Below are 12,548 nucleotides of genomic sequence, written 5' to 3' on the forward strand. Positions count from 1 at the left end.
ATTATTAAAATCAGATAAAGAGGCTAATCGTCATAATGAGGTAAAGGAAGAAGGTAATGAGAAAGCCTGCGCGCCAAAAGTACTTGAAAAATTTCGGATAGTAAAAGCTACGTTTCTTTTTCAAGAAATAGATAGTCAAGCCGATAGCTAAGAGGGACAAGGCCAATAACAGTTGCGGCAACAAATTATGATAGTAAGCCGCATCTGAAATTAAATAGTATTCAAGCGCGAACAGAGGAAAAGCCAGATCGGCAAAATTCCAACCATATCGACGCAGTTTAAAGACTCGAATAATAATCCCACTGAGAATCAGGGTCAAAAAAATAAATACAAGGGAAGCAACTTTTATTAACATACCTCCATTTTATCACAAAAGTAAAAAAAGTGTGATGGAAATGAAATTTTTTCTTGCATTCGGAAGAAAATAGTGTATAATAGAAAGGTATGCGCAGAGCATACTTGTGGGAGGTAAAAATCTGTAATTACCGCCAAAACCACAAAGGAGGATTTAAGAAATGGCTAAAAAAGTCGAAAAACTTGTAAAATTGCAAATCCCTGCTGGTAAAGCTACTCCAGCTCCACCGGTTGGACCAGCACTTGGTCAAGCAGGTATCAACATCATGGGATTCACTAAAGAGTTTAACGCTCGTACAGCTGACCAAGCTGGAATGATTATCCCAGTTGTGATCACTGTTTATGAAGATAAATCATTTGATTTCGTTACAAAAACACCACCAGCTGCTGTTCTTTTGAAAAAAGCTGCAGGTGTTGAAAAAGGATCAGGTACACCTAACAAAACGAAAGTTGCAACAGTTACTCGTGCGCAAGTACAAGAAATTGCTGAAACTAAGATGCCAGATTTGAACGCTGCAAACATTGAGTCTGCAATGCGTATGATCGAAGGTACTGCTCGTTCTATGGGATTCACTGTTACTGACTAATTGTAGCAATCCTATTTGCCCGCAATACACTTGATCATGAGACGAGTGACGTGGGAGATGAAAATCGATATGACCACATTACAAGGAGAAAGATAAAATGGCTAAAAAAAGCAAACAACTTCGTGCTGCACTTGAAAAAATCGACAGCACAAAAGCATACAGCGTAGAAGAAGCTGTAGCTCTTGCAAAAGAAACTAACTTTGCAAAATTTGACGCAACTGTAGAAGTTGCTTACAACTTGAACATCGACGTGAAAAAAGCTGACCAACAAATCCGTGGTGCAATGGTATTGCCAAACGGAACTGGTAAAACTGCTCGCGTTCTTGTATTTGCACGTGGTGCAAAAGCTGAAGAAGCAAAAGCTGCTGGTGCAGACTTCGTTGGTGAAGATGACCTTGTTGCGAAAATCAACGATGGTTGGTTGGACTTCGACGTTGTTATCGCTACACCTGACATGATGGCTCTTGTTGGACGTCTTGGACGTGTCCTTGGACCACGTAACTTGATGCCAAACCCTAAAACTGGTACTGTAACAATGGATGTTGCTAAAGCAGTTGAAGAGTCTAAAGGTGGTAAAATCACTTACCGTGCAGACCGTGCAGGTATCGTACAAGCGATCATCGGTAAAGTGTCATTTGACTCTGACAAATTGGTTGAAAACTTCAAAGCTTTCAACGATGTTATCCAAAAAGCAAAACCAGCTACAGCTAAAGGTACTTACGTAACTAGCTTGACTTTGACTACAACTCAAGGTCCTGGTATCAAAGTGGATGTTAACTCACTTTAATTAGAAATCAAAGCTACCTTCGGGTAGCTTTTTTGACAATTCTTTCACTTAATTCTAAAAATATATCTAACTTCTGGCAGGGAATTGAAGTTGGAAGGTTTAAAATTTTTTTGATAGATATCACTATATAAATAACGCTTTTTGTGGTAAAATAATACAGATCATAAAAGGAGTGACAAAATGGTAGAACCTAAGTATAAACGTATTTTAATTAAGTTATCAGGTGAAGCGTTAGCCGGTGAACGGGGTGTCGGAATTGATATCAAAACGGTTCAAAAGATGGCCCTTGAAATTAAAGAAGTTCATGACCTTGGAATTGAAATTGCTCTCGTTATCGGTGGAGGAAATCTCTGGCGTGGAGAACCTGCGGCGGAAGCAGGTATGGATCGCGTTCAAGCAGACTACACTGGAATGCTTGGAACAGTTATGAATGCCTTGGTGATGGCGGATTCTCTTCAACAGGTTGGAGTAGATACTCGTGTCCAAACAGCGATTGCCATGCAACAAGTCGCTGAGCCTTATATCCGTGGCCGTGCCCTTCGTCACTTGGAAAAAGAGCGTATTGTTATCTTTGGTGCAGGCATTGGTTCTCCATACTTCTCAACGGATACAACGGCTGCTCTTCGTGCCGCCGAAATTGAAGCAGACGCAATCTTGATGGCTAAGAATGGTGTTGACGGCGTTTATAATGCTGATCCAAAGAAAGACAAGACAGCTGTGAAGTTTGAAGAATTAACTCACCGTGATGTCATCAATAAAGGCCTTCGTATCATGGATTCGACAGCATCGACCATCTCAATGGACAATGATATTGACTTAGTCGTTTTCAACATGAATGAGCCAGGGAACATCAAACGCGTTGTCTTTGGAGAAAATATCGGTACTACCGTTTCTAATAATGTAGAAAAATAAGGAAGTTAGAGGAATAAAATGGCAAATCCAATCGTAGAAAAAGCTAAAGAAAGAATGACTCAGTCTCACCAAAGTTTGGGACGTGAATTTGGAAGTATCCGTGCAGGCCGTGCGAATGCAAGTCTCTTGGATCGGATCTATGTTCAATATTACGGAGTTGATACTCCATTGAATCAAATCGCATCGATCACCATTCCAGAAGCTCGTGTGATGTTGATCACACCTTTTGACAAGTCTTCATTGAAAGATATCGAGCACGCTTTTAATGCTTCTGATCTTGGCATTACTCCAGCCAACGATGGTTCGGTTATCCGCTTGGTTATCCCAGCTTTGACAGAAGAAACTCGTCGTGACTTGGCCAAAGAAGTGAAAAAAGTCGGTGAAAATGCTAAAGTAGCGATCCGTAACATCCGCCGTGATGCGATGGATGAAGCCAAGAAGCAAGAAAAAGCTAAAGAAATCACTGAAGATGAATTGAAGAATCTTGAGAAAGAGATCCAAAAAGTAACCGATGATGCTGTGAAACATGTTGATGAAATGACAGCACACAAAGAAAAAGAATTGCTTGAAGTTTAATCATTTCCAGCAGTTTACAGAGGAAATGAACTCAGTTGGCACTGCTGGCTGAGTTTTATTTCCATTAAGGGGCTATTGATGAGCTTTAGCCAGAAAGAAGGAAAAAATGAATACCAACCTCGCACATGATATCGTGGGCCTTGTAACGGATGAGAATGATCGTTTTTACTTTGTCCAGAAGGATGGGCAGACTTATGCTTTGGACAAGTCTGAAGGAGAGCATGCACTTGGAGAATCCGTCAAGGGCTTTGCCTATACGGATATGAAGCAACGTTTGCGTCTGACCACCCTAGAAGTCACAGCCCGTCAGGACCAATTTGGCTGGGGGACAGTGACTGAAGTTCGCAAGGACCTGGGTGTATTTGTCGATACGGGTCTACCCGATAAGGAGATTGTCGTCTCTCTGGATATTTTGCCAGAAATCAAGGATCTGTGGCCGAAAAAAGGCGATAAACTCTTTGTTCGCCTAGAAGTTGATAAAAAAGATCGGATCTGGGGTGTCTTGGCCTACCAAGAAGACTTCCAACGAATTGCTCGTCCAGCCTACAACAATATGCAAAACCAGAACTGGCCGGCCATCGTCTATCGCTTAAAACTTTCAGGGACCTTTGTTTACCTGCCTGAGAATAATATGCTGGGCTTTATCCATCCAAGTGAGCGCTATGCCGAACCCCGTTTGGGACAAGTCTTAGATGCTCGGGTCATCGGTTTCCGAGAGGTGGATCGGACCTTGAATTTGTCCTTGAAACCACGCTCGTTTGAAATGCTTGAAAACGATGCGCAGATGATTTTGGCCTACTTGGAGGGGAATGGTGGCTTTATGACCTTGAATGACAAGTCCTCCCCAGAAGAGATTAAGGCAACCTTTGGAATTTCCAAGGGGCAGTTCAAAAAGGCTCTGGGTGGCTTGATGAAAGCGAAAAAAATCAAGCAAGACCAGTTTGGAACGGAACTAATCTAAGAGGAGCCTTATGCGAAAATCATTTTACACTTGGCTGATGACAGAGCGCAATCCCAAAAGCAATGCTCCGAAAGCCTTGCTAGCTGATCTAGCTTTTCATGAGTCTGCCTTTCCAAAACATACAGATGATTTTGATGAGGTTAGCCGCTTTCTGGAAGAACATGCCAGTTTCTCCTTTAATCTAGGAGATTTTGATGCAATCTGGGAAGAATACCTCAGTCATTAGTAACAGGAGATAGTGGTGAGCCGGGGATGGTCAATTCTCGGTCACTTTGTTATAATAGAGAAAACTTACAGAAATAGAGAGGTTCTTTATTTGAAAGAACATTCAATTGATATTCAATTAAGTCATCCAGATGATCTCTTCCATCTGTTTGGATCCAATGAGCGTCATTTGCGTTTGATGGAGCAAGAGTTGGATGTGATCATCCATGCACGAACAGAAATTGTCCAGGTCATTGGGCAAGAAGAAGATTGTGAGAAAGCTAGACAAGTCATTGAGGCTTTGCTGATCTTGGTGAATCGTGGTATGACCATCGGGACGCCGGATGTCGTAACAGCTATTCAAATGGTTCGTAATGATGAGTTGGATAAGTTCGTCGCCTTGTATGAAGAAGAAATCATCAAGGATAGCTACGGCAAGCCCATTCGGGTCAAAACGCTGGGGCAAAAGATTTATGTCGATAGTGTCAAGCACCATGATGTGACCTTCGGGATTGGACCAGCCGGGACAGGGAAAACCTTCTTAGCGGTGACCTTGGCTGTGACTGCCCTCAAGCGTGGTCAAGTCAAGCGAATCATTTTGACCCGTCCAGCTGTAGAAGCAGGAGAGAGCCTTGGTTTCCTTCCAGGAGATCTCAAGGAAAAAGTAGACCCTTATCTACGACCAGTCTACGATGCTCTTTACCAGATTTTAGGGAAAGACCAAACCACTAGGATGATGGAGCGAGAAATTATTGAGATTGCTCCCTTGGCTTATATGCGGGGGCGGACCTTGGACGATGCTTTCGTCATTCTCGATGAAGCGCAAAATACAACTATCATGCAGATGAAGATGTTTTTGACCCGTCTTGGTTTTAACTCTAAGATGATTGTCAATGGAGATACCAGCCAGATTGACCTCCCTCGAAATGTCAAATCCGGTTTGATTGATGCTCAGGAGAAATTAAAAAATATTTCTCAAATTGACTTTGTGCATTTCTCTGCCAAGGATGTCGTTCGCCATCCGGTAGTTGCCGAAATTATCCGGGCCTATGAGCCCATTCAGAATCCAGTCCTCAAAGAAAAACTGGATGTGGAAGAAGAAGCAGAATAAAAAAGGGAGTGGGAAAGAACTCAGACTAATTAAAAAGAGTTCGTTTTCCCACCCCCGCACAGTTGATTAGGTCGTCTTTGGAGCTTTAAAAGCGAACAAAGATGCCAATCAACCACTGCGTCATGTAGTTATTACTATCATACAACGAAGGCTGGACACTTTTTGCCCAGCCTTTTAAATATTAGAAATTAAACCAATTCATCAATTGGTGTGAAGTTGCGTTCTAGACCTTCTGCAACTGGTTGGCTTGTGATATGGCCTTGGTAAGTAGTAACACCTTGGCGCAAGCCTTCGTCGAGGGCGATGGCCTTATGGAAGCCATTGTCAGCTAAAGCTTCTACATAAGGAAGGGTTACATTGGTAAGGGCGATGGTAGAAGTACGAGCGACAGCACCTGGAATATTGGCAACGGCATAGTGGAGCACGCCGTGTTTTTCGTAAACAGGCTCCGTATGTGTTGTCACACGGTCTGCTGTTTCAATAACCCCACCTTGGTCCACAGCTACGTCCACGATGACAGAACCGGGACGCATTTGTTTGACCATATCGTCTGTCACTAATTTAGGAGCTTTAGCTCCAGGGATCAAGACAGCCCCGATAACAACATCGGCATCACGGACACTGGCTTCAATGTTAAATGGATTGGACATAAGGGTTTGGATTTGGTGACCAAAGACATCTTCCAGAACAGCCAAACGTTTGGCACTGATATCCAAGATAGTCACTTGGGCGCCGAGTCCAAGTGCGATCCGAGCTGCGTGGGTTCCAACGACCCCACCACCGATGATGGTAACTTTCCCTTTAGGAACACCAGGTACCCCACCTAGGAGGACGCCAGATCCACCTTCTTGTTTAGTGAGGAAGTGAGCCCCGATTTGCACCGCCATTCGTCCAGCAACCTCACTCATTGGCACCAAGAGAGGCAATTGTCCTTCAAGGTCTCGTACAGTCTCGTAAGCTACCCCAGTTGTCTTGGCAGTCACCATGGCATCAGCTAATTCAGGAGCGGCAGCCATGTGCAAGTAGGTGAAGAGCAAGAGGTCTTCGCGAAGGAAGTCGTATTCTTCAGCGAGGGGTTCTTTGACCTTGACCACCAATTCAGCTGCCCAAGCTTCTGCAGCAGTTGCAACGATAGTCGCTCCTTGTTTGGCGTAATCTTCATCGCCAAAGCCAGAACCAAGTCCAGCATTTGTTTCTACCAAAACTTGATGGCCTTTCTTCACCAAGCTTTGTACACCTGCAGGTGTCAAACCAACACGATTTTCATTGTTTTTAATTTCTTTTGGGATACCGATTAACATGATTATTTCTCCTTACTTAGATATGGGTGTAAAAAGGCCATTGGTGTGAGATTCCTCTCCTAACTCAATGACCTTTTCACTCCTTATCCAACTCTTTTAATTGATTGTTTTTATTTTATAGAAAAGTGGGTTAAAAAGCAAGAAAAAATTGAGCTTGCCTTCCTTTATGTTATTTGCTAAACTAATCCCTAAAGAAGGAGTGTCAAATGGAAAATTTATATGTGAAGTTAGCGGCTTATCGTGAAGTGGAGACAGAGCGTTTGCACTTGCGTCCGGTCACTCTTGAAGACGCACCGGCTATGTTTGAGTATGCTTCTGATGAAACAGTTACGCGCTATACCTTTCCAACCAATCATAGTCTAGAAGAGACGCGTAATAATATTGCCCTCTTTTACCTAGCGAGCCCACTTGGCAGATGGGGGATCGATCTCAAAGAAAATGGAAAATTTATCGGGACGATTGATTTACTGGATTTGGATCTTTCTCTGAAGAAGGGGAGTATCGGCTATGTTCTGAATAAAGACTATTGGAACCAAGGTCTTGCGACAGAGGCTACCAAGGCAGTCATTGCCTTGGCTTTTGAACAGTTAGGGATGAACAAGCTCATTGCTGTTCATGATCAGAACAACCCAGCTTCTGGACGGGTGATGGCCAAATCAGGTATGAAATATTCTCACGAGGAGCCCTACGCGATGCTAGACCTGCATGAAGAAGGGCGAATGGTGACGCGAGTTCATTATGTCCTCACGAAGGAAGAATATTTGGCAGAAAAATGAGTCAGGATATTGACAAAAGGCCTATCTCCATGATATAGTAGATAGGTACTGCTGGTTTAGCTCAGTCGGTAGAGCGCATCCATGGTAAGGATGAGGTCGCCGGTTCAATCCCGGCAACTAGCATATAAGAAGAGAGAAGCTTAGAGAGGATCTAGGCTTCTTTTTTGTGCTTTAATTTCTAATTGAGTGCCTATTTATGGATCTTTTTTCAACAATTTTCAAAAAAACGTTGACAAGCACAGAAATCCGTGGTAAAGTTAGAACAACAAAGAGAAAGGAGAAAACCATCATGAACAAAGTAACATTCTTGATGACACAATTGAATACACAACTTCTCCAATCTCAGTTGAGTTCTATGTAAAAAATTGAATGAAACCCAAGATGGAGGAGTCTGTCTTGGGTTTTTTGTATGCATTTTTGCCTGCCTTAACTGAATTGGTGACAGGCATCAGAAGGCCCAAGTGTGGACTGAGCACGTACTCAGCTCCTACTTGGGTTTTTTCTGTGCCAAATTGAAAGGGGAGAAGATGATAGGAGCTTTATGGAAGTACATCTGGGAGCATAAGTGGCTGTATCTCAGCATTGCTGTGGTCCTAGTAATTTATGATTATACAATTTTAATACCGACACAGGTCATTCAACGACTAGTCGACCAGCTGAGCAAGCAGACCTTGACTCAGGCAAGTTTTACGAGAGATATTGCTCTCTTGTTGGGAGCTACTTTTTTAAATTACATTTCTGCTTACTACTGGCATCTGAAGTTGTTTCAAGCTTCGGTCCATTACAAGGCTAGGCTACAGGGGCAAGCTTTTCGTAAGCTCGTAGTTATGAGACGGCCATTTTATGAAAAGTTTCGCTCAGGGGATCTCCTGACTCGTTTTACCACGGATGTAGACGGGATGATGGGGATGGTCGGCTATGGGATGCTGATTGTCCTTTACGGGGGAGGCTTGTTCCTTTTTATCATTCCAGCCATGTTCTTGATTTCCTGGCAGTTGAGTTTAATTTCCTTTATTCCTATGAGTTTTCTGGTTTTATCAACCTATCTCCTGGGGAAAAAGGAAGAGATCTATGTGGATGAAAACCGTGATGCCGTGGCTAACTTGAATGATGAGGTCCTAGAATCCATCGAAGGGATTCGGGTCATGCGGGCCTATAGCCGCAAGGAGCGTCAGGTGCGACAATTTCAAGAGCGGACAGAAAGTTTGGCCAAGACGGGGGATAAGATTGCCTCTATTCAAAATGCCTTTGGTCCTTTTGCCCTCTGCTTTATCGGGGTTTCAACCGTCCTGCTTTTGGTCTGTGGGGGTCACTTCTTGAAGACTGGACAGATTAGCTTGGGTCAACTGCTAGGTCTAGAATTGTATCTAGTGGCCTTGATTGAGCCGATGTGGATGCTAGCAGACTTCATCCTTGTCTATCAAACAGCCAAGACATCCCACAAAAAGTTGTCAGAATTGGTCGAAGAGGATGATGACTTGGAAAGAGATGGAGATGATTGGCTAGAGGAACTGAATGAGGTAGTTTTCGAAAACTATTCTTTTACCTATCCGATGGCGGAGAAGGAGAGTCTTTCGCAGATTTCTTTGCAGTTCAATAAAGGGCAAACCATTGGGATTGTGGGTCGAACAGGAGCAGGAAAGACAAGTTTGGTCCGTCAATTTTTACGTCAATACCCACTTGGGCAAGGGACGTTTACCATTAATGGGGAGTCCGTTACACACTATGTGAGACGCTCTATTGAGGAAAAAATCGGTTACGTCTCTCAGGAACACATCTTATTTTCGAAGTCTATTTTAGAAAATATTTCCCTTGGTAAGAAGGGAGCTAGTCAAGAGGAAATCATGGATGCTATCGCTCAGGCAGCCTTCGCAGATGATTTGGAACGGATGTCGGATGGTCTGGACACTTTGATCGGAGAAAAGGGAGTATCTGTATCGGGAGGACAGAAGCAGCGGATTTCCTTGGCACGCGCCTTTTTACGTGATGCCCAGTTGCTCCTCTTGGATGATTCTTTATCCGCAGTGGATGCCAAGACGGAACAGGCCATTATTGAGACCATTCAAAGAGAGCGACAAGGAAAGACAACCTTGATAGTCTCTCACCGTCTCTCAGCTGTCCATCAGGCAGATTGGATCCTTGTGTTAGATCAAGGACGGATTGTAGAAGAAGGAACAGCTAGTGATTTACTAGCTCAAGAGGGTTGGTATTACGAACAATACCAACGGCAACAAAGACAGGAAGGAGAATAAGATGGGTATTTTAAAACGACTCTTACAAAAACTATCCCTTTTTCCTGGTATTTTTGGGCTAGGTTTCATCTGTCTTTTGCTGGCAACGATTTTGTCAGATCTATCGCCGTTTATTCTGCAAAAAATGATTGATGGTCCCTTGACAGCCTTGAGTCAGGGAGGAGAGTTAGGAGCACTCTATCCTATGGGTGTCCTCTATCTGATTGTTTTGGCTGTGGGTCAGATTGTCAGTTATATAGGCAATCGGGTTTTGATCCATGGAGGCAATAAGGTAACTGCACAGCTACGCGATCAAGCCTTCCTTGTGATGCAACAACTACCGATTTCCTACTTTGATGACAAGCCAGCAGGGAAAATTGCTACACGAATTGTTAATGATACAGAGACCTTACGGACTCAATTTTACAATTCCTGCATGTATTTGGTGATTCATTTGATGCGTTTCTTCTTTATCATGGGAGTTCTCTTTACTATCAATCCCATGATGGGTCTCCTCTTATGTTTGATGTTCCCTATCTTTTACGGGATTCAGGCCTTGTATAAGCGTATGACGGACAAGCCCATGAAGGACTTCTTTGATTCCAGAAGTGAGATCAATACCCAGGTTAATGAACTGCTTCATGGAGCGAGTATGATCCAACTTTACGGACAAGAACAGCGCGTGATTGATGAGTTTGATCAGACGACAGACAAGATGACTGTGGCCTATGATCGTTTGGTTCTAGCAGACTCCATTGCCTCTTGGAGCCTGACAGAATTCTTGAAATACATCGTCATTGCAGGAATTTTAACTATTGCAGGCCTATCCTATCTTGGGGGAGATTTGGGGATGACTGCAGGTTTCTTATTTATCAATCTCAATTATGTTATTCAGCTTTTTGATCTCATGGCCAATTTGATCCGCCGTCTTCCAGATATCCGGCGCTCTCTGGAAACAGGGGAGCGGGTCTTGACTTTCCTAGATGAAAAGGAAGAGGCAGATGCAACCGAAGAGATCCAAATAGATCGGGCGGCTGTGGAGTTTGATCAGGTCACTTTTGCCTATGAAGAAGGCAAGCCAGTTCTGAAGGACATTTCCATCCAAGCTCATCCGGGTCAAACCCTTGCCTTGGTTGGCCATACCGGTTCGGGTAAATCCTCCATTATGAACTTGCTCTATCGTTTCTATGATCCGCAGGAGGGGGAAATCCGGATCGACGGCCAGAATATTCGCCATTTCTCTAGAGAGAGTCTTCGCTCCCATATGGGAATTGTCTTACAGGATCCCTATCTGTTCTCAGGGACCATTGCTAGCAATGTGGCCATGAGTCAAACAGATATCGACCTTGATCGCGTCTTGGATGCTCTAAAACAGGTCGGTGCCCTGCCTATGATCCAGAGATTAGAAAAGGGAATTGACCATCCAGTGGTTGAAAAGGGATCTGCCTTCTCAAGTGGGGAGCGTCAATTGATTTCCTTTGCGCGGACCCTTTACATGAATCCGAAAATTTTGATTCTGGATGAAGCGACCTCTCACATTGATACGGAGACAGAGGAGATTATTCAGAAGGCTATGGCAGTCCTGCAAAAGGGCCGGACGACCTTTATCATTGCCCACCGCTTATCGACCATTCAAGATGCGGATCAGATCTTGGTTCTATCAGAAGGACGCATTGTCGAACGGGGCCAACATGCAGACTTGATTGCCCATGGTGGCATTTATGCCCAGATGCAAGCTATCCAACAGACGGTTGAATAAAAGGGCATTCTTCAAATAGTAAAAGTAGCGTGTATTCTAGTATATACGCTATTTTTATGCTATAATTGAAATGATAGTGAGGTGATCCAAGATGTATATTGAAATGGTTGATGAGACCGGTCAAGTCTCTGAAGAAATGATCAAACAAACCCAGGAAATTTTAGAATTTGCTGCAAAAAAATTGGGCAAAGAAGACAAGGAAATGGCAGTGACCTTTGTAACCAACGAACGTAGCCATGAATTGAACTTGGAATACCGGGATACGGATCGCCCAACGGATGTGATCAGTCTGGAATACAAACCAGAGATGGATATTGCTTTTTCAGAAGAAGATTTAGAAGACCATCCAGAATTGGCAGAAATGATGGCAGAGTTTGATACCTATATTGGAGAGCTCTTTATTTCTGTAGACAAGGCGCGTGAGCAAGCGGCTGAGTATGGTCATAGCTTTGAGCGCGAGATGGGCTTTTTAGCAGTGCATGGCTTCCTTCATATCAACGGTTATGATCACTATACTCCGGAAGAAGAGAAGGAAATGTTTGGCTTACAGGAAGAGATTTTGACAGCCTATGGACTCACAAGACAATAAACGAAAATGGAAAAATCGAGAACTGATTGCCAGTCTTGAATTTGCTTTAACAGGGATTTTCACAGCCTTTAAAGAGGAACGAAATATGCGTAAGCATGCACTTTCAGCTATCTTAGCGATTGTTGCAGGCTTCCTTTTTGGCATTTCAGCAACAGAGTGGCTCTTTCTACTCTTAAGTGTTTCTTTGGTCATTGCCTTTGAAATCATGAATTCTGCTCTTGAAAATGTAGTGGATTTGGCGAGCGATTACCATTTCTCCATGCTGGCAAAGAATGCCAAAGATATGGCGGCAGGAGCGGTTCTCGTTATTTCGGGCTTTGCCTTGGTGACAGGTCTTATTATATTTGTGCCCAAGTTGTGGGCTCTAGTATTTGGATAAGAGGGAGACTTCCCTCATGAA

14 protein-coding genes and 1 tRNA gene are annotated in these 12,548 nt (G+C 43.5%); 13 read left to right on the forward strand and 2 right to left on the reverse strand.

Features of this window, described 5'->3' with window-relative positions; all coding sequences use genetic code 11:
* Positions 1 to 10: 10 nt before the first annotated feature.
* Complete coding sequence (locus ADF75_RS06655; protein ID WP_048789572.1) at positions 11 to 355, reverse strand: DUF3397 family protein; 345 nt, start codon at positions 353 to 355, stop codon at positions 11 to 13.
* A 160-nt stretch (positions 356 to 515) separates the two neighbouring features.
* Here ADF75_RS06655 and rplK point away from each other — a divergent pair, with 160 nt between their 5' ends.
* The 7 genes from rplK (at position 516) to ADF75_RS06690 (ending at position 5,492) form a co-directional block, all read left to right on the forward strand.
* A complete protein-coding gene (gene rplK / locus ADF75_RS06660) occupies positions 516 to 941 on the forward strand; it encodes a 50S ribosomal protein L11 (protein WP_006595850.1) in 426 nt (141 codons plus the stop codon).
* A gap of 97 nt (positions 942 to 1,038) precedes the next feature.
* On the forward strand, positions 1,039 to 1,728 hold the full coding sequence (gene rplA / locus ADF75_RS06665) for a 50S ribosomal protein L1 (RefSeq protein WP_048789573.1): 690 nt from the start codon (positions 1,039 to 1,041) through the stop codon (positions 1,726 to 1,728).
* A gap of 180 nt (positions 1,729 to 1,908) precedes the next feature.
* Entirely contained in the window at positions 1,909 to 2,640 is a 732-nt protein-coding gene (gene pyrH, locus ADF75_RS06670) for a UMP kinase (protein WP_006595852.1), read from the forward strand.
* 18 nt (positions 2,641 to 2,658) lie between these two features.
* Positions 2,659 to 3,216: a ribosome recycling factor gene (frr, locus tag ADF75_RS06675; protein WP_048789574.1), complete on the forward strand. Its 558-nt coding sequence runs from the start codon at positions 2,659 to 2,661 to the stop codon at positions 3,214 to 3,216.
* Between the two features lie 106 nt (positions 3,217 to 3,322).
* The gene (gene cvfB, locus ADF75_RS06680) at positions 3,323 to 4,177 is read left to right on the forward strand and encodes an RNA-binding virulence regulatory protein CvfB (RefSeq protein WP_048717452.1); all 855 of its coding nucleotides are present in this window, start codon (positions 3,323 to 3,325) and stop codon (positions 4,175 to 4,177) included.
* Between the two features lie 10 nt (positions 4,178 to 4,187).
* A complete protein-coding gene (locus ADF75_RS06685; protein ID WP_048717450.1) occupies positions 4,188 to 4,403 on the forward strand; it encodes a YozE family protein in 216 nt (71 codons plus the stop codon).
* Positions 4,404 to 4,493: 90 nt separating this feature from the next.
* On the forward strand, positions 4,494 to 5,492 hold the full coding sequence (locus ADF75_RS06690) for a PhoH family protein (protein ID WP_185761500.1): 999 nt from the start codon (positions 4,494 to 4,496) through the stop codon (positions 5,490 to 5,492).
* A gap of 188 nt (positions 5,493 to 5,680) precedes the next feature.
* Here the strand turns inward: ADF75_RS06690 and ald are convergent, their stop codons facing one another.
* Complete coding sequence (ald, locus tag ADF75_RS06695; protein ID WP_048789576.1) at positions 5,681 to 6,793, reverse strand: alanine dehydrogenase; 1,113 nt, start codon at positions 6,791 to 6,793, stop codon at positions 5,681 to 5,683.
* Between the two features lie 206 nt (positions 6,794 to 6,999).
* Here ald and ADF75_RS06700 point away from each other — a divergent pair, with 206 nt between their 5' ends.
* The 6 genes from ADF75_RS06700 (at position 7,000) to ADF75_RS06725 (ending at position 12,527) form a co-directional block, all read left to right on the forward strand.
* On the forward strand, positions 7,000 to 7,569 hold the full coding sequence (locus ADF75_RS06700; RefSeq protein ID WP_048789577.1) for a GNAT family N-acetyltransferase: 570 nt from the start codon (positions 7,000 to 7,002) through the stop codon (positions 7,567 to 7,569).
* 50 nt (positions 7,570 to 7,619) lie between these two features.
* Positions 7,620 to 7,692: transfer RNA gene (locus tag ADF75_RS06705), tRNA-Thr, on the forward strand.
* Between the two features lie 404 nt (positions 7,693 to 8,096).
* Complete coding sequence (locus tag ADF75_RS06710) at positions 8,097 to 9,821, forward strand: ABC transporter ATP-binding protein (protein ID WP_048789578.1); 1,725 nt, start codon at positions 8,097 to 8,099, stop codon at positions 9,819 to 9,821.
* A gap of 1 nt (position 9,822) precedes the next feature.
* The gene (locus ADF75_RS06715; RefSeq protein ID WP_048789579.1) at positions 9,823 to 11,559 is read left to right on the forward strand and encodes an ABC transporter ATP-binding protein; all 1,737 of its coding nucleotides are present in this window, start codon (positions 9,823 to 9,825) and stop codon (positions 11,557 to 11,559) included.
* Positions 11,560 to 11,650: 91 nt separating this feature from the next.
* Positions 11,651 to 12,148 carry an rRNA maturation RNase YbeY gene (ybeY, locus tag ADF75_RS06720; RefSeq protein ID WP_048689623.1) on the forward strand — a complete coding sequence of 166 codons (498 nt, stop codon included), beginning with the start codon at positions 11,651 to 11,653 and terminating at the stop codon, positions 12,146 to 12,148.
* A complete protein-coding gene (locus tag ADF75_RS06725; RefSeq protein ID WP_048789580.1) occupies positions 12,129 to 12,527 on the forward strand; it encodes a diacylglycerol kinase family protein in 399 nt (132 codons plus the stop codon). The genes ybeY and ADF75_RS06725 overlap by 20 nt, the downstream gene beginning before the upstream one ends.
* Positions 12,528 to 12,548 lie beyond the last annotated feature (21 nt).

The sequence above is a fragment of the Streptococcus sp. 1171_SSPC genome, assembly GCF_001069335.1.
In the GTDB taxonomy this organism is placed as follows: domain Bacteria; phylum Bacillota; class Bacilli; order Lactobacillales; family Streptococcaceae; genus Streptococcus; species Streptococcus xiaochunlingii.